This is a genomic window from Halostella salina (assembly GCF_003675855.1).
GTDB lineage: Archaea > Halobacteriota > Halobacteria > Halobacteriales > Natronoarchaeaceae > Halostella > Halostella salina.
In genome coordinates this window covers 393,603-412,221 of sequence record NZ_RCIH01000002.1, presented here as the reverse complement: position 1 = coordinate 412,221, position 18,619 = coordinate 393,603, and the positions used below count along the sequence as shown (strand labels likewise).

The 18,619-nt window shown below is 58.2% G+C and carries 8 protein-coding genes; 4 read left to right on the top strand and 4 right to left on the bottom strand.

Annotated features, from left to right (window positions below; genetic code table 11):
- Positions 1-80 precede the first annotated feature (80 nt).
- From D8896_RS05310 to D8896_RS05300, 3 genes are all read left to right on the top strand, one after another.
- Positions 81-2,648, top strand: coding sequence for a PD-(D/E)XK nuclease family protein (locus tag D8896_RS05310; RefSeq protein WP_121821045.1), 2,568 nt, complete (start codon positions 81-83; stop codon positions 2,646-2,648).
- The gene (locus tag D8896_RS05305; RefSeq protein WP_121821044.1) at positions 2,641-5,529 is read left to right on the top strand and encodes a UvrD-helicase domain-containing protein; all 2,889 of its coding nucleotides are present in this window, start codon (positions 2,641-2,643) and stop codon (positions 5,527-5,529) included. The genes D8896_RS05310 and D8896_RS05305 overlap by 8 nt, the downstream gene beginning before the upstream one ends.
- A gap of 78 nt (positions 5,530-5,607) precedes the next feature.
- The gene (locus tag D8896_RS05300) at positions 5,608-7,011 is read left to right on the top strand and encodes a PD-(D/E)XK nuclease family protein (protein ID WP_205596771.1); all 1,404 of its coding nucleotides are present in this window, start codon (positions 5,608-5,610) and stop codon (positions 7,009-7,011) included.
- Between the two features lie 9 nt (positions 7,012-7,020).
- Here the strand turns inward: D8896_RS05300 and D8896_RS05295 are convergent, their stop codons facing one another.
- Positions 7,021-9,936, bottom strand: coding sequence for a helicase-related protein (locus D8896_RS05295; protein WP_121821043.1), 2,916 nt, complete (start codon positions 9,934-9,936; stop codon positions 7,021-7,023).
- 134 nt (positions 9,937-10,070) lie between these two features.
- On the opposite strand from D8896_RS05295, the gene D8896_RS05290 reads away from it, so the two are divergent.
- Entirely contained in the window at positions 10,071-11,444 is a 1,374-nt protein-coding gene (locus D8896_RS05290; protein WP_121821042.1) for an AlbA family DNA-binding domain-containing protein, read from the top strand.
- Positions 11,445-11,545: 101 nt separating this feature from the next.
- Here the strand turns inward: D8896_RS05290 and pglZ are convergent, their stop codons facing one another.
- From pglZ to pglX, 3 genes are read right to left on the bottom strand one after another with little or no spacing between them, the layout of a single operon-like run.
- Positions 11,546-13,711 carry a BREX-5 system phosphatase PglZ gene (pglZ, locus tag D8896_RS05285; protein ID WP_121821041.1) on the bottom strand — a complete coding sequence of 722 codons (2,166 nt, stop codon included), beginning with the start codon at positions 13,709-13,711 and terminating at the stop codon, positions 11,546-11,548.
- Positions 13,712-13,714: 3 nt separating this feature from the next.
- Complete coding sequence (locus tag D8896_RS05280; RefSeq protein ID WP_121821040.1) at positions 13,715-14,146, bottom strand: hypothetical protein; 432 nt, start codon at positions 14,144-14,146, stop codon at positions 13,715-13,717.
- Positions 14,147-14,155: 9 nt separating this feature from the next.
- Entirely contained in the window at positions 14,156-18,481 is a 4,326-nt protein-coding gene (gene pglX / locus D8896_RS05275; RefSeq protein WP_121821039.1) for a BREX-5 system adenine-specific DNA-methyltransferase PglX, read from the bottom strand.
- Positions 18,482-18,619 lie beyond the last annotated feature (138 nt).

The window sequence follows — 18,619 nt, the reverse complement described above, 5'->3', positions numbered from 1 at the left end:
CATCAGTTAGTGCCAACGAGCAGTCCATCTCAATCCAGTTGACTACCAAATTTTTTCACGGGGACACGAGGACAGTATGTGTGACAGTTCAACGGGCCCGCTCTATTGACGATCTCTATGCCGAAGTTGCGGACTACGATCTCGTCCTCACCACCGATGCCCCACTGAGCCTCGCTCTGAACCGTCGTATCGACCGTCCCCATCTCGGCCGCTTCGCGGCGACCCCGCGGATGCTCGCCTCCGGCGAGTTCCGACCGCGTGACGACCGTAGTCTCTTCCTCGAACTCATCCGGGAAACTGACCTCAGTTGGAAGCATGCGGCGTACCTGCTGGAGAACATCCTCGGCTGCTGGGAGGAGACTGGCGAGTTGCACGCCATCCTCGAGTACGAGCAGTTCGACACGCCGGCCGCCCGCGAGGCGCTCGCGGTGATCGAAGAGACCGACAGCGCCCACCGTGATCTTGCAGCACACACAGTCGACGACGGCACCGACGTCGCCGTGGTCGGCGAAGATCAGTTCACGGCGCTCGACAAGCAGGTGCTTCCACAAGACTACGACACCGTGTCGCCCTTTACCGACGGCGCCTTCGACCTGCCGGACTTCCACATGTTCGACTCCACGACGGCCATCGTGGAGACGCTGGTCGACAACGTGTCGGCCGAGACCGCCGACGACGTCGCCGTCATCATGGATCGCGGTGGCGAGTACCCTGCACTCGTGGAGTCGGCCTTCGAGGCGACCGAGATACCGTTCTACGGCGGGCCGGGCTTCGCCGACGACGACAATGTCCGCACCTTTCTCCGCTTGCTCCGCACGGCGCACGCGGCGTCCGGCGTGCGCGTCGCGGACGTGCGCCCGATCCTCTCGCGACTGGGCATGCCGCTGCACGTGACCCACGACGAGAAGCGACTGGCCGAACTCGACCACCCCGACGTCGCGCCCGTCCAGCAGTTCTGCGAAACGGTCGGCGAGCAGACGTTCGGCGAGGCGCTGGCGACGTTCGAGGAGTGGTGCGACGCGTCGCTGGATGCCTTCCGCGAGGAGTTGTCTCGGCTTGGTATCTGCGACGAGCGGGTGAGTGCGGCGTCGCTCGACGATCTCGGATTCTACCTCGATTCGTTCGACGTGCCCGTCGACCGCGACGACGCTGGCGTGCTGCTCGCCGACGCGACCGCAGCGGCGTACGTCGACCGGCCGGTAGTGTTCTACCTCGGCATGGATGTCGACTGGACGCACCACGTCCTCGACCGGCCGTGGATCGACGCCGAGGCGAAGGATCGCCAGTACCTCCGGCAGTTCCAGCTCCTCCTGCAGAACGGCGTCGACCAGTACTTCCTCGTGCAGGAGACCAGCGCCGGCAGCGAGGTCACGCCCTGTCTGTACTTCCACGACCTGCTCGACGAGGAGTTCGACACGTTCGGCGATCTCCCCCACGTACCCCACACTCGGCAGGTGCGCTACGACGATCCGGGCTTCGAGAAGGGCACGGTCGACGCCGACCCGACGACCATCGAGACGGTCAGCCAGTCCAGCCTGAGCACGTTCGTCAACTGCCCGCGGGACTACTTCTTCGACCGAATCGTGGACAATCCCAACCGCGACTACTTCCGGAAGGGAAACCTCTACCACGACTTCGCGGAGTTCTGCGTCAACCATCCTGACGTGATCGAGACAGCCGACCGCGAGACGCTAGTCGACGTGCTGCTGGAGGAGATGAAGCCGTACGTCGACGACGTTGAACTGGAGACGCTGGCGACGGAGTTCGAGGTCGGGATCGAGATCATCCGGGACTTCCTCGAGGAGAACCCACCTACGGAGCAGACCTACGACGGCTACGACCGCCAAGAGCCGGACAACTTCTTCGCCGACCACTTCGACCGCCCCATCGAGTCGTCCGTGACCGAGCGATGGTTCGAGAATCCCGACCTCGGCGGGAAAGGGAAGGTCGACCTCATTCACGCGCCGACGCGGCTGCTCGACTACAAGAGCGGCAGCCGCAAGTCTGCCTCGAAGGTCGTCAGCCAGTCCGACATCGAGGAGATCAGCGACGAGCCGAACTTCCAAGCACTGCTGTACCTCACCCACCACCGCCGGGTGCAGCCCGACGAACGCCTCGAATTCGTGTTCTTCCACTTCCTCGACTTGCTCGACGACGCCGTCACGGGCGACCCTGACGTTGAGGACGCGCTGGTTCGGGTGAACTACCACCCCGTGCCGTTCGCGGAGTACGCCGGTCGTCGGGAGGCGTTCGACGCCCTCACTGAGGGCGTCGCCGAGAGCAACAACCGGCGAAAGACGTTGGAGCGGATGGGCCACGACGCCTACGCCACCTTCTTCGAGCGCCACGAGTTCCCCGACACCACCGACAGCGACGAGGTGCTGGACTCGGAGTTTGCGACCCGATTCACCGACCGCGCAATCGGGGAAGTCGGCGATCACAAGTACGTCGACCGGGGTACCGACTCCGCGCTGAAGAAGCTGTGCCGAATCCGCTCTCGGAACTACTTCGTCGATGACGTCGACGCGTTCGAGACGTTTCTCGACGACCAGCTCGACCGCATCAACGAGTGTCACCGCTCGCGATTCCCCGTCGGTGATCCGAACTTCGACCGCGTCACCCACCGCGACCTGATCCGCCATGACTGAACTCACACCCAACGAGAGTCAGCAGGAACTGATCGATGCCACGAACGGCATTCACGTCGTCGACGCTGGCGCGGGGACGGGCAAGACGTTCACGATCACCCACCGGTACGCCAACCTCCTTGAGCAGCCCGACACCGAGCCCGAGGACATCCTGCTGATCACGTTCACGAACAACGCCGCCGCCGAAATGAAAGAGCGTGTGGTGGATCACTGTGACTACTCGATGGCCGCGCTCCGAGACGCCCCCATCAACACGTTCCACGGTCACTGTCACGACCTATTGCTCCAGCACGGCTTCGACGCACCGACCACGTTGGGCATCGACGACCGGATCACCTCGTCCACTCGGCTGCTCGAAGACGAGGTGATCGAGGAGGAACGCTTCCGCGAGTTCTGCACTCAATTCGCCGAGAATCATCCCGAATATCACGACTTCTTCCGGGTAGTGCGCGACCAGACCTCGCTGCTGGAACTGATAAAGCAGCTGGCGGCCAAGGGCATCTTCCCGACTGACGATGGCTGGTTCCGCAACGGCGAGGCCTACCTCGACGGCGACTTCGAGGCGTTCAAGGAACTGTTCGACGCGGCCAACGAGCCCAACAAGGGGGCGAACGGGCCCACCCAGTCGGACTTGCGCGACGGGCTGAGCGGCTTCGAGCGCGACCGGTGCTACCTGCCGGACGCCCCCAGCGAATCGGAACTCCGTGACGGCTACCCCCGGATCGACGACGCGTGGGCCCGGCGGGCGTTCGAGGAGGAGCGAGACGACCTGAAGGCGTTCGTCCACGACATCTATCTGGAGTATGTCGAGTTCGCGCTCCGGCGCAACTACCTGAACTTCAGCTTCCTCCAGATGTTCGCGTTCGCGCTGCTGTGCGAGAATCACGCCCTCCGGGAGACTGTTCAGTTCGACCACGTGATGGTCGACGAGTTTCAGGACACCAGCGAGATCCAGTTCAAGCTGGCGCTGCTGCTCGCGGGCACCGACAACGTCTGCGTCGTCGGCGACTGGAAACAGAGCATCTACGGCTTCCAGTACGCGTCGGTCGACAACATCCGCCGGTTCGAGGAGCGGCTGGCGACTTACAAGCAGGAACTCAACGGCGACCGCGAGCGGGTTGGCTTCCCCGTCGACGACGTGACGGAAATCTCGCTGGTCGAGAACTACCGGTCGACGCAGTCGATCCTCGACTTCTCGGAACACAGTCTCACGCTGCCGGCGACCAGTAGCGAGGAAGTCGACCCCGAGGTGGCCGAGGACGTCACCTCGCTAGAGGCGACGACCGACCACGACCACTCGATCATCGAAGCCGTCACGAGCGACGACGAGTACGAGGCCATCCTCGACCGGGTGCAGGAGATGGTCGGCAACGACGACTACGCCGTCGAGGGTGAAGACGGGGAGCTTCGCCCGCCGTCCTACGACGACATCGCCGTTCTGACCCGGACGCGGCGGTTCGGTCGTGAACTGCAGTCGCACGCCGGCGAGTTCGGCATCCCTGTCGCCTACGAGGGCGGGGTCGAGCTGTTCAGCACCGAGCAGGCTGTCCTCCTGCTGGCGTGGCTGCGCATCCTCGAGGAAGCGGACTCCGAGCGCGGCTGGGCCGTCGTGCTGGAGGAGGCGGGGTACACGCTCGACGAGGTCAAGCACGTCCTCGGCGAGGAGGATTACCCCGAGCCCATGCTCCAGTTCCGCGAGCGACTCGCCGCGAGCGAGACCGTTGGCGGCATCGCCCGACAGGTGTTCGACCGATACGGGTTCGACGATGCCTACGCCGATGCGCTGGTCGCCGTGCTGCAGGGCACCTTCGACAGCACGACCCGAAATCGCGGGGACATCGTCCGGTTCATGGAGCGGAGTCTTGACGCCGAGGCGACCCACGAGGTCGACGACAGTCCGGGTGTGGATTCGATCACCGTCCAGACCATCCACGCGGCAAAGGGGCTGGAACACCCCATCGTCATCCTCGCGAATGTCAACCAGTACAGCTTCCCGCCCTCGGGCGGTGGAGCCGACCGCATCCGTTACGAGGATCCCGTCGGGCTGCGACAGAGCAAGCAGTACGCCGAGGCCCACGGGAAGCCCCACGTCTACGACAACTGGCGGCACCGCATCCTTTCAAAGTGTCTCAGCCGCGACTACGACGAGGAGCGCCGGCTGATGTACGTCGCGATCACGCGAGCGGAGAGCCACGTGTTGTTCACCGCGGGATCGTCGCCGAGCCCGCTGTTCGAGAATCTGCCGCTGGAGCCGACCGAGATTGACCCCGAGGTCGAAGTCGCCGGCGAGCAGGCCACCGAGCAGGCCCGCCTACAGGTGTCGGTGCCGGTGCCAGATACGCCGGATGGCCAGTCGCCCCACTCACTGATGGACGACCGAGTTTTCAGCGACGTCGAGGAGGGCAAGGGCGTAGAATTCGGGACACGCGTCCACGAATTCGCCGAGCAGTACGTCGAGGGCAGGCCCGTCGAGCCGTCTAACCCCGATGAGGAACACATCAGAAACCTCGTCGATTCCCTGCCGGGCGATCTCGTAGCCGAGGAGAACGCCTACCTGCCGGTGGCCGTCGGCGATGACCGAGTGACCATCTCGGGAGTCATCGACCTGCTCCACGTCACCGAGGAGCGGGTCGACATTATCGACTACAAGACGGATCGCACCCGCCATGCCGAGTCGGAGTACTGCAAGCAGTTGAGTGTCTACTATCACGTCGTCCGGGCGGCGTATCCGGAGCGTCGCGTCACCGCGAGCCTCTTCTACACGGCTGACGGTGAGCGGGTTGAGGTTGATCCGCTCACGAAGAGGGAGATCGCTGACTTGGTCGATCGGAACAGCAGGAGTCCTCAGCCCGATGGGGAAGAGAGCCCAGTCATTCGGTAGGGGCGCTCGTCACAGGTACGGCTACAGCTGGGAAAGTTTCTCTTCCCTTCCGTGTGAGTCACGACCGTGAACTGACGAATGAAAGCGAACGCCACGTTGGAGGCGGACTTGCGGGCGCTCGAACGGAAGTGGGAGCAGATCACGGACGTTCCCAAGTCGCCCCGCTCGCTGATGGACGTGATAGAGTACTCGCTTGGCAGCCAAAAGAAGGCCGAGGTGTACGTCAACCGGCTTCTGGCGTACTTTCTCGATCCGGAGGAGCCACACGGGATGGACGCGGAGTTTCTCAGGGCGGTTCTCGATGGGCTACCGGACGAGTGTGACTTTCAGGTAGACATCCACGATCTCTCGGATGTCGTGGTGGACGATCAGGTGCAGGTCGAGAAGGTGGTCGACGGAACAACCGAGTCGTCCGGTATCGTCGATCTCCTGATTGAAGTTCCGAACGAATGGTTCCTGATGATCGAGTTGAAGTTCTCGGCTAAGGATACGCAGACCGAGTTCTACTACCGCGAGGCAACACACGTGGGTGGTCGGCCGAAGACCGACTATGAGTCGGGGAAGTACTACCTGTATCTTCACCAGAGCGACCAGCCTTCCGCGAACGAATCGAACTTCGCGAACTGGACGTGGCAGGAATTCAGGAACGACGTACTGGAACCGTTCCTGTTCGAAAACGCAGCGCGGTTTCCTCAGCGGACAGTCAATCAACTGCGCGAGTTCAACGACGACATTGAGAGTATCTCAGGGATGACCGACCAACAACAGAACGAACAGGAGAAGGTCGAACTGTATCTCGAACACTACGACGCAATCAGTGATGTTACTGATACGTTCGACGACCGTTGGGAGACGTTTACCGATCACTGGGGCCGTCGATTAGGGGAGACTCTCGAACGCGATGGTTACGGTTCAGTTTCTGACTTCGACGACGATGTGACTGGCTTCGTACTTGCGACGGACGACACGAAGCGCGGAGATTGGCGGTTTCGCACGAGCAGTTCGGACTGGGGAATGATCTTCAAAGACGGCTGGTGGCGCCACGTCGATGACCTGAGTCGAGTACTGCACAGCAGGGCTGACGACCGAAACGACGTACGAATCGGCTTCCACCATCGGTTGGGCCGGAACCGCGATTTGGCACTCGGCGAGCGAACATTGAACGTCTACTTCAGGAATATGGGGGCGAATGATCAGGAGTTCATCGACGAGTTCGTTGACGCCTTCAACAGTCGGACATCCGAAATCGGCGATCTTCTGCCGCCGAGGGCGGAAATAACCGGGATAAAGGATGATATGCTGGTAGCGGCCTACGACATCGAGGTGGAAGACGACCAGTCCTTCTTTGACGCGTACATCGAGTCGCTGAATGAGGCCTTCGTTGACCTCGTAGTCGAGAACGAGGCACTGGTTTCGGTTCTCGACGACATCTACTACGAGACGATAGAGAGCGTTTATCGTGTCAGTATTCAGTCTGATTGACCACAGTATTCACAGCGGTAACGTGAGGCAGTAGTTCTCCACCTCGGGCGCCAGCGAGATGACCTGTTCCCGACGTTTCAGCTCTTGGCGACGTGTCTCGATTCGCTCTTCGAGTTTTTCGAGACGCTCACGCTGGCCCCGGATCGCGATGTCCATATCCGAGCCGGCCTCGGACTTGCGTTCGTACTCCTCGATAAAGGACTCGATGCGCTCGCGTTCGGACTGTGCGTACTCGTTGAGGTTTTCGAGTTCCCGGGCAGTCTCCTCGTGACGTTTTGAACTGAGGTCGGACTTGATCTCGTTCACCCGAGCACTCACATAGCGGTCGGCAGCTTCACGAAGTTCGTCTTCGGCGTTCACTACTGTCTGGATGTCATCCACCTCTGGTTTCGCAGATACCGTCTCACCCTCAACAACCCGCTCTCCGAGTGCCTGTTGGGCATCTCGCTGCTCGGCGTCGACGAAGACGGGGATTGTCTCCTCCCGGATTACCTCTCCCGTGCCATCCTCGAACGCTACGCGATAATTGTAGGTGACTCCCGGCGTGTCGACAAACGGGAGGAGTTTGAGGCCGACCTCTCCCCGATCGGACTCCAGCACGCGTGCCATGAGTCGCTGGAGGACGTCCGTGTCGGGCGCTACGAAGGTGATGTCTTCGTGCTCCATCGCAAATTCGCGGTCGAACGTGAACGGGCCGAAGGTCGCATCCACGTTCGAGGGTCGGATGTCCTCGGGTAATTCGGCCTGATAGAGATTGGTGCCGCGCTTCTCGAACTCGCCGCCGAAGGCCTCGACTGCCTGCTCGAAGAACTCCCGAATGTCACCGGCGCTCCCGTAGACGTCTTCGGACTCGTCGACGACCTCCTGTATCTGCCGGCGGCTCTCCGCGTCGAACGTGCTGGTGTCGACGAGACTCCGTTCGTACCACTCTTCGAGCGTGCGCTGGCGCTCCTCGATCAGCTCCTCGAGTTCCTCCTTGGTTGCGCTCGGCGGCTCGTCGTTCTGGATGGACTCCATGATGAGCGAGTCCACGTCGATATCGTCGAGGATGCCGAGCACGTCCGCCGTGTTGCCGAGCTTCGAGCGAATCTCCTCGACTTTGGTCTGGAGCATCTCGAAGATTTCACTCTCGCGGGTGTCGTCGAAGAGGAAGTTCCAGACCTTGACCTCCTTGTCCTGCCCGTAGCGGTGGATGCGGCCTATTCGTTGTTCGAGCCGGTTGGGATTCCACGGCAACTCGTAGTTCGCCATGATGTGGCAGCTGTGCTGGAGGTCGATACCTTCGCTCGCCGCGTCGGTCGCGAACAGCAGTCGCGACTTGCCGTGATTGAACTCGTCTTCGATGCGGGCCCGCTCCTCTTTGTCGACATCGCCGTGGATGACCAGAATCTCGTCGGCCCACGGCTCGTCCTGCACGAAGTCGAGGAGGTAGTCGAGCGTATCCCGGTACTCGGTGAACAGCAGGAGTTTCTCGTCTGGTTGCTCTTCGAGGAGTTGGCTGATGAACCGCCGTACCTTCTGGGCCTTCGAGTCGACGGGCAGGTCTTCGGCGAGTGAGACGAGATCGCGGAGCGTGTCGATCTCCTCTTGGAGTTGTTCGTCGTTGCTGGCGACGGTCAGTCCGGCAATCTCGTCTTCCGCTTGCTGCTTGTCGTCCTCGTCCAGATCCTCACCGTCGAGGTAGGCCTCGGCCTCCTCGGAGAGTTCGTCCGTCGCCGTCTGTTCGTCGAGCAGATCGTTCAGCCGGCGGCGGAGCGTGGCGTGAATCGCGCCGACGCTGCTGACCAGCCGCTTCTGCATGAGCGCCATCGCGAACCCGACCGCGGGCTCGTTCAGCTTCTCAGAGCGATTGTAGACGTTTTTGACGTAGTCGGTGACGGCGCGGTAGAACTGCCGTTCGTCGTGGGTCATCGAGACGGAGACAGAGTTGACCTCTCGGTCGGGGAAGATGCGCTCGCCGTCGTCGTCGTAGATGTCCGTCTTGCCGCGTCGGATCATCACACGGTCGACTGTCTCCTGCGAGAGCTCGCGGTTCTCGGCGACGAGGAAGGGATCGATGTACTCGACGAGCGACCGGAATGCCTCTCCCTTCCCGTCGTGGGGCGTCGCACTGAGGAGCAGGAGTGAGTCGGAGTTGCCTGCAACGGTCTCGACCATGTTCGCCGTCTTGCTCGGGGAATCGCCCCGCTTCGCGGCCTTGTGGGCCTCGTCGACCACGACGACATCCCAGAACGCGTCTCGGAGCGCCGGCCGGAACTCGTCTTGCCGCAGGAAGGCCATGCTGGTGACGAGTTGCTGCTGGTCTTGATTCCAGATATTGGCCTCCTCTCCGAGACGCCGACGCTCGCCCTCGACCCACGCCCGGTCAGCGACGGTGAGATCCACGTCGAAGAAGCGATCCATGTCTCGGATCCACTTCTTCTGGAGGTGGGCAGGGACGACGAAGAGGACGCGGTCGGCCCGGTTTCGGGCGCTCAATTCTTTGAGGATGAGCCCGGCCTCGATGGTCTTCCCGAGACCGACGTCGTCCCCGATGAGCGCACGCTGTCGGAGTTTCTGCATCACCCAGTTGACGCACGCCAGCTGGTAGGGCTCCAGCCGGACGAGCGAATTGGAGATGCTCAGCAACTGCCCCTGTTCGTGAGCCAGCTTCAGTTTCGTGGCCTGCGTGTGGAGGTCGAACCACTGGGCAGACACGGCCTCGTGATCCGGATGAAGATCATCGAGTTGCTGTCCGGGGAGACGCTCCAGTCCTCTTTGATGGGGCTGGACATCGACGTCGTCCAGACAGACCGTCTTGACACCCTCGCCGTCGATGTATGCTCGGAGATACTCGATGTCACCAACTGTCCGCGTCTGGATTACCTCCGCAGACCTGCCGTTGAGAACAACTTGTTGCCCGGGAGAGAATGTAGAGTCAGTCATCTACCAATAGAGCAACCAACGAAATAAGTCGTCTTGAAAGTTAGCAGAATCCAATATTCTATTGTGCTTTTTCAGGGGAGCCCATAAGCGATAGCCATAGTATATTAAGCCAACAGTTCAATTGTGCCGATGAAATGAACAAGAGAGATAATAAACCGTGGCCTCAAGACCTCTATAACCTATTCAAGGATTCTACATCAAATGACAGGGATGTTGTTGAATTCATTAAAACAACCCTACCTGACACTGAGGGACGACTATTTGATGCAAAGGGAGAACTCTATCTTAGACTGCCAGATTCAGAAGATGAACAGAAGCAGAGAGCAAAAATCATCAAAACCGTTTCTGCTCTTGCTAATGTCGTTGACCGAAGCCCGTATCGATTTTTATTGATCGGATTTCAGGAAGACGGGACTTTTGACGGGATACAAAAACGTGGGCCGGCGGGAGGCGATCATATCATCGATACTGATGAGGCGGAATTACAACAATTGCTGATTGATTACCTTGAACCTGCGCCCGATGTAGAAAGATATGAGATCAATCAGAACAACAAATGTGGTCTCGTACTGGTCATCCAACCGGTGAAAGAACCACCTTCGGTCGTTGAAAACAACATCAGAATAAAAGGAGGGACAAAGTCACTCATAACTGAAGGACAAGTATTCACCAGAAAAGGCTCTCGAAATACCCGAATGGGGAATGACGAATTTCGAAACTTGGTAGATAGACGTGAACAAATACTCCTTGATAAAATTGAACAGTTTGCAGATGATCTTGCACAAGTTGCTGGATTATCACCAGAGCAACTAGAAAATGCGACATTAGCTGTCTCCCCTAGCGATGATGAAGATGCATTTCCACTACGGGAGGTTATTACAACCGACCCTGCTAGAGATGTTAATGAAAAGCTCAAGATTGCAGTGAAAAACTGGCGATCAACAGGCGATCTCGCTTCAAGTCTAAATACCGTATATCAGTACTATGACCACCGGCAGGAGCTGGACTTGACAAATCAAGACGGAGAACGACTGGACAAGGCAGAGTATCTCATTCAAAGTTCTATCATTCACTATCTACCGGGGACTGAATGGATTCTAAAATATGATGGAGATGAAGAGCGTGTGTATCGATCTGTGTTAGATCAAGTAGATGGCAATAATTTGCAGATGATTGAACACGTCCTTTTGGTACGTGGTAAAAAAGAGATCCTTGAAGAAATACAAGATGATCCTAGGTTAGACTATCATAGCTCAAATGCGGCCGATTACAAAGAACTCTGTGATAGATCTCCAGAATCCCGACTTCGTGAATACGGTGCAATATTGACTGGCGTGTCAATTGGCCAGTCTGAATATTCATTGGAAGAACTCCTTTCTGGGGGAACGGATATTGAGTCACTAATAGATGATGCAGTCAAGAAAGGTCGCCAAACCCAACCTAAGAACACGAAATCCACCCTTAGAAAGTTAGAATTGATCCGACTGACACAACAAACACCCAACTAAAATTACAAGTTCTCGGTAATTAGGCTGAGAATTGCGGTTGTAAGAGCATCTCTCGGCGAAATATTTTCCCCAATTACCGAGGATTGTTATTTAATTGGTTATCAGCCGCTATTGTTGATACTGATGAAGTCGAGGACGAACTCCTGTGGGAGGAGCCCGCCGTGGTAGAACCGGGCGTCACCGACGCCCTGCTTGCTGAATCGCTTGAGCGGGCTCGCGAAAGCGCTGACGTTGGCGTCGAGGTAGCCCAACCGCGTGCTGGCGTCGAGCAGCACACCGGGCGAATCCTCGTCGACGTCCTTGCCGGCGATCCACCGACGACCGGAGTCCGATGCTTCTGTCGGCCGTGATATTTTCTCTGGGGTTACGTCGTCAGGAAGGAGAACGAACCCGTGGTCGGTCAAGACGTAGGCCTGATCCCATTCGCCCTGCTCTATTTTCGTCCCGATGAATTCGGCGAGCGAGTCGACGCGTTGGGCGAGCATCTCTTCGAGGTCGCTGAGTTCCTTCTCACCCATATTGTCGAGGTCGTTCTTGAAGTAGGCCACACGCGTCGACTGCCACCCCTCGTCTTCCTCACGCGTGACCGTCCAGCCGTCACCATCCAGCAGCGAGTTGCGTCGGTTCGTGTTGACCTTACGGTTATTGCGGAGCGGCTGTAGCTCCCCATCGACAAGCGAGATATCGAACATCTGGACTTCCCCGGGCGTGAGAGCGGCCTTTCCGAACTCGGTTTCCGAGGGAAGCGTTCCGAGCCAGACGCTCTCCTCGACGGCGAATTCGGGTGCGTCGGCTGGCAGGGTTGCAACGTACCCGCGGAGTTCGTCCGCGAGGCGGCGGGCGAGGTCGAGCCGAAGAGCGTCGATGACGAACAGCGCGACCGTTTGCCCGCTCTCGAGGCCGTCGGACTCCTTGGTGAAGAACTGATAGGCGTGATCCTCGTCAACGAAGGGGGCGCCAGCCTCGATGGTCTCGGTGACGAGATCGCCGAGGTCTTCGAGGTAGTCGATGTATTCCGACTGGAGCTGGATGCGGAGGTCGTCCAGCGTCTCTGTCGCCGGGTGGTCGTCGGGGAGGTCGGTCTCCGGTTCGCCGGAAACGACGAGGTTGAGGACGGCGTTGTCGATCTGCCACGTGCCGTCGTCCTCGTCCGCGTACAGGGAGACGACGTCATCGTTCACGCTCTCGTCCCATGTGTCGAGTTGGTGTGCGAGGCGAGCTATCTCGGCGGCTTGCTCCCACGTTTGGGCCCACCTGTTGGTGTCGCTGTACTCGGACTGGAGCGTTTCGTGACGTTCCGTGGCGCAGTTGAGACAGGTAGCATACTCACCGCTCTCGAAGTCGGCGTGCAACTCATCCCAAAGGCGACGTTCGAGTGTTGCATCAACGGCACAGTCGGCGAGTGCCCACACGTCGTCAAGTTGATCCACGACTTCGGGCCAGATTTCCTCGGCAAGGTATTCGTTCGCAATTCGTTCGGGACTCCCCGTCTTGTTCAGGACGGATTTCAGTGAGGGCAAGTCCCACGCTCCTGCAGGTTCAGAGCGAAACTCGCTGGGGAACAGTTCAGAATCCGCACCAGCGTGAATCAGCCACTCTGCAACGGCCCATCGACGCGTCTGGGTTTCGATGGCTGTAGGATTGCTTTCGTTGGCGACTGCGTCGACGCCCTCGCTGGTCAGCAAGTCCTTCATCTGCTCGATAGTCTTGGGGTTGTCGTCGATGTCGGCCCAGCCGTTCTCCAACACGAACGCAACCGGGTCAGTGTAACCGCCTGTGACGATCTGGGTGCGGAGTTGCTCAAGCGTCGGGAGCTGGCCGCCGGTGAGTTGGTCGTGGAGGATACGCGCGATCTCTCGGCGCTGTTGAGGGTCGTCGGATTGGGTGGCGTTCTTCAGTTCCCACGCTTGGAGCTGTTCGCTCCCGAAGACGTGGACGGTGAGATCCTCGATGCTCATCTCCACCTCGCTCCCCGTATGCTGGACATCCCGGAACCAGTCGTAGTCGCCCTCCTTGTCCGCTGGCTCTTTGACGTGCGGGACGTACCAGACCTGTTCGCCGTCGACTGGGTCAGCACGGAGTTCCAGCGGTGTTTCCTCGGCAGTCTTTAGCGGGACGTTGAGTTCGGCGCACGCCTGCTGAAGGATGTCGTCGAGGTAGTTTCCATCATCCCACCAGAGAACGATCGGGTCGTTTGACTCTGCACGGTCGAATTCTCGTCGGATGGTGTCCTTTGCAGCGTCGGGAAGAGATTGTGTTGCTTGCATTTTTCAACTTGTTCGAAGATTATCGAGGTATTCGTCGACTGGTGCGTCGGTGTAGTCAAGATAAGCCGCTAGAGAGATAGCCGAAGTAACAACGATTAGCGTCGCTCCCATCGCGTACACGTTCATACGTGACTCTGGCACGTCCGAATTGAAAAACTGCATTGTGATAATGAGTGTCGCCCAACCGATGCCAGCCACAATCATCCAGTAAACGGTGAGTCGCTCCGCAAGCTTCTCAGGGAAATCAAGCAGCACAACTGGGATGCCGACGAAGAACATAGGCCCCAAGAATCCCCACGTCACGACGGAGTTCCAACTCAGTATGTCGAGGTATCCCAGAAAGTACGAGATAGGGTAAGTAATCGGGAATAGTGACGCTCCGAAAAGCATCGAGAGAATTGCTTTCCCGACCGGAAATTCGACTTCGTTACCCATCGTTTCCACCTACAGGACTTTGTCCTCAACGATTTCGGGAACGATGTTTTTCTCGGACAGTGGCGTGATATTGATTGCAACGCCGTGCTTCTGGTTCGGCTGGTAGCCGACGGTCGTAATCTCCGACAGCGCCCGATCAGACCAATCAGAGGGAATCCGCTTATCGACGGTCTGGCAACGGTCGTCGATCTCTTCGGCCAGCGCCTTGAACTCCGCTAGCGGCAGTAGATCATCGACATCATCGACATCTTCATCGTCCGCAACCTGTTCGAGATACTCCTCGTCGATGATGGACGCGTCGTCTACCCCCGTCGCGAGCGAGGCAAGCATCCGTTCGTCCTCGGTCAAGTTCTCGAAGGGCACCCCATCTTCGTTCAGCAACTCCGCACCCTCGCGCTCGAAGTAGTAGGTCATGAAGAGGATGCCGGTGCTGGAGTAGTGATCCGAGCCCTTGAGCCGCCAGTTGAAGTAGTCGAAGAGGTCAGCGAGATGCGCCTCAACGGGCTCGTCGCTGGGCTTGGCGTACGCCTCGCAGGCGTGTTCGAGTTCTTCGAGGGCGTCCAGCCACTCCTCGCGCCACTCATCGACCTTGTCCCAGAAGCCATCGGAGAAGGTATCTTGGAACCACTCCTCACCGTTCATTTCGCGGAGCTGTTCGAGCGTCTCGATGCGCTCGGCGGTTTCTTCACGGAACTTGGCGACCTTGGGGGCCAGCTCGCTGACGCGTTCTCGGTCATCGTCATCAAACTCCCGTTCGCTGGTGGAGCCGAGTTCCTGCATCACCTCTTCGAGTTCGGCGATTTGTTCGAGGGCGCTCGAACAGAACTCGAACTCCTCGGTTGCATCGGCGCGTTCACTCGTGGAAAGTGACTCGTCGTTCCGGCGCTGGTTCGCTGCCGACCGGCGGTCGCGGAGTTCGGCCTTCCGTGGTTCGAGGTATTGGTTGCTCAACCGGTCGAACAGGCTGGCGTCGAGTTGGTGGTAGTCGACGAAGCACGCGAAGCCCTCGCCCGTCGCGTCGGCGAGAAGTCGGGCTGTGCTGAACTTCCAGATGATGGGCGTATTCTCCATCGTGTCGACGTGGTAGGCGAAGAGGTCGTCCTCGATGAACGACCGGAGGTTGGGGTAGGCCTCGTCGCCGGCGGATTCGGCCCCGAGGATGTCGTCAACCTCGACGAGACGGTCTTCGGCGTGTTCGCCATACGCACCCTCGAATCGCTCGACGATTCGGTCGAGCATATCGGGTTGATCGTCTGCGCCTTCGAGTGGGATGATGCCGTCATCTTCCTCGCGGACGGTTTCCATTGCGAAGTGGTGGACGAGGTCTTTGACCTGCTCGTCTATATTGTTGGGAACTTCTGGGACGGATTCGGGGTCGGCGACTTCGCGGTCTTCGGGGCTCTCGGAGGTTCTAAGGAAGATTTCGGATTTAACATCCTCTCGTGTTTCTTTTGTAATCCCAACAGCTTCGAAAATGGCCTCATCAATATCGTCAGAAAGGACTTCGAGACGCTGTTGGCGCTTGAGGTCTTGTTTCCGACTTTCTCGAGCCAATTTGGTAATCGATTCTGTTGCGGTTCTTGTCTCTATATCAATATCCAACTTAGACTCGATGGCGTTCGTATGTGGATGTTCGTAGAAGTAATCGAAGTCCTGAGCATCAAAGGGAAGCAACGATGGGCCCACGTAATATGGGCTCACTGGTTCAGTCATTCTTGATTGCACTACCAACCTCTGTTGTTCCAGAGATTTCTGTTCAAGCTCATCGACTTCTTCCAATTCTTCGAGCCAAGGAACACTACCAACTTCACCTGAGTTCCAATGACGTTCCGTCGTCATTGATAGAATCAGGCTGTGATATAGGCTTGAATTGATCGAGGACAGCAAACGGTCGATTGATATATCCCGGTCTGGGATTAACATATAACCAGTATTACTGTACAGCCCATCTGAAGGGAAGTAACCAAATCTTCTCCCAGTTTCTTTTATATAAGTCCACGTCAGTCCCTCTTTTCCATATAATTCTTCGTTCCTTGTCCGATATTCGCCCGGAGAGCGCCTAATCGTCTCTCCTCTCTCTCCCCACTCGACTGTCTCAGTAATCTGGGGTATGACCCATGCCTTAGACCCACCTTTGGAGATTGGCTTGAAGAGTTCAAGATTGCTGGCTTCCCAGTGGGATCGAATAAATCGAAAGTCGTCAGCAGTAGTAAGTCCTTGTCGTGCCTTGCATACAGAAGTACCTCCAGTTTCGGCTTGCTCTGCATCAATCTTCAGATTTCGGTTATGTAACTCTCGAACCTCACCGGGTGTATAGTAGGAAATCGGATTACCGGGAACTTTGGCAAACTCTGACAATTCTATCTCGAAATATCTGGTAATATCCCCAGTTCTATCGCAGAGCGTCTCCAAGAATTGGGATTCTTTGTTTGACGTTTCAACATCGTGTAATCGGATAAATGTACCACTATCCGCCTGACTGACGCCCGTCCGTACAACCGTTCCGACCGTCCGGACAGTAGCATTATCTAATACGCCGATGCCAAATTCAGACAGGAAATCAAAACTCCCCCTATCCCCAATAAAGTCAGTTCGGAAATCTTGATAGCGTTGTTTGAACATGAACGAACGGGGAACTAGCATTCCAACACGTCCGTTATCAAGGGTAATACGGTCGCATACTTCGAAGAAGTTGATGTAGAACTCGGAGCTGTACCCGTAGTGACTTTCGACATATTCAGTCACGGAAGCAGGCATACGGTTATCAGAGCCATACGGCGGATTCATTAACGCCACATCGTAGTCCTGCGCCAGCACGTCCAGCAGCCGCACGAAGCTCCGCAAGTCCTGCGCCAAGAACGAGTCTCCCTCCCGGTGCTGGTCTACGGCCCCACGTAGACTGTGGAGTATCTGGCCAAGAGTGTGATCTTCGCGAGGATCGTCGTCCAACTTGATCTGAACACTCCCCTCATCAACTTCGTCCTCAAAGAGATCGCCCAATGTCCCACGAACATCCAGTAGACTCCCGAGGCCGTGAACTTCCTCGAATGCATCGAGAATACGACGGAGAGCATCCTCCACGTCGGACTTTCCATCGGCAACCTCGTCGAATACCTCCTCAACGCCCTCGATGTCGGCCACCTTCGCGTCGGCACAGACGATGCCGACCTCCGGCATATCGAAGCCGTTGGCGCCCTCGGCCTCGGCACGCGTTCGGCCCTTCAGATAGAGGTTGAACGCGGCGAGTTGGCAGGCCCGCATGTCGAGGTCGACGCCGTAGAGGTTGTTCCGCAGAATTTCCCGGGGAATCTCCGCGTGGTCGAGGTCGGTCTCGGCTCGGTAGATGCGCTCCAGCACGTCGAACGCGTACAGTAGGAAGTGCCCGCTACCACAAGCCGGATCGATGACGCGAATGTCCTCGGGGCCGTCGAACTCCGGTGGCTCCCCTTCCTCTTCAGATGGAACGAGATAGGTGCAGAAGTCCGCGATGTCTGGGGATTCGTCAGGGGAGAGCGGGCGGTTCTTGCGCTCGTCGGGAGACATCGAGTCCTGTCTCTCGACGGTATCCTGTAGCTCCCCTCGATCTTCGAGATAGAGTTTGCCGAGGGAGTTGTCGGTGAGCATCCGCACGACCCAGTGCGGCGTGTAGAACTGGTTCGCCGCCGGCACGTCTTCGGGCTCCAGCCCCTCGCGGTCGCCCTTCCGTCGAAGATCGTCGAGGAGCTTGACGTTGTAGTATTCGTAGACCCAGCCGAGCACGTCGTCAGCCCGCCAGACCTCGTCGGAAACCTCGTCGAGCATCCCACAGAGGTCTTCGTAGGTGTCGTCGTCGGGGTCGATTAGGCTGTAGGCAGATGAGCGGTCGAAGAGAATCTCTATTTCCTCGGCAAGGTCGTCGCACGCGTTCCGGTAGGCCTCGAGGACAGCCTCTTCTTCAAGCATAAACTCCTCGGTGACCAGCCGGTCGGCCGCCGGCGTGAGTCCATCCTCACGGAATCGCGTCACCTCGTCGTCGATAAAGTCACGAACCTCCATACAGCGAAGGGCAGCGAGCCGATTGACGATGGTGTAGCCGACGCCGGTGATGTACTGCTCGTAGCCGTCATTCCAGTCGTTTCCGTCGACGGCTTCGAGTTCGATGGCCTCAACGAGGTCTTCCTCCCCGTCACTCAGGGACGCATCCTCGTCGGGACGCTCTTCGAGATCGTACTCTTCGAGTTGGTAGCGAACGTTCGCCTCGACGCGGTCGCGCATCTCGGTGACGACATCTTCGAGATGCTCGCGCTCTTCCTTGTCGAGCTGGGCCTTGCGTTGAGCTGTAGAATTCCCTTCCATATGAGAGTCAGTCGATGTTTGGTTCAGACCCTCGGAGATGCCTTGAAGATTGTCCATTAATCACCCCACATACCGGTAATCGAACCAAGATCTACTTCTCTCGCCGAATTGGGTTACATAGCTGATACAAAACTGACT

What these genes read in the sequence shown, in the direction of transcription:
- D8896_RS05305 (WP_121821044.1), top strand. Translation starts at nt 2,641, where the DNA reads ATGACTGAACTCACACCCAACGAGAGTCAGCAGGAACTGATCGATGCC.
- D8896_RS05300 (WP_205596771.1), top strand. Translation starts at nt 5,608, where the DNA reads ATGAAAGCGAACGCCACGTTGGAGGCGGACTTGCGGGCGCTCGAACGG.
- D8896_RS05295 (WP_121821043.1), bottom strand. Translation starts at nt 9,936, where the DNA reads ATGACTGACTCTACATTCTCTCCCGGGCAACAAGTTGTTCTCAACGGC.
- D8896_RS05290 (WP_121821042.1), top strand. Translation starts at nt 10,071, where the DNA reads ATGAACAAGAGAGATAATAAACCGTGGCCTCAAGACCTCTATAACCTA.
- pglZ (WP_121821041.1), bottom strand. Translation starts at nt 13,711, where the DNA reads ATGCAAGCAACACAATCTCTTCCCGACGCTGCAAAGGACACCATCCGA.
- D8896_RS05280 (WP_121821040.1), bottom strand. Translation starts at nt 14,146, where the DNA reads ATGGGTAACGAAGTCGAATTTCCGGTCGGGAAAGCAATTCTCTCGATG.
- pglX (WP_121821039.1), bottom strand. Translation starts at nt 18,481, where the DNA reads ATGGAAGGGAATTCTACAGCTCAACGCAAGGCCCAGCTCGACAAGGAA.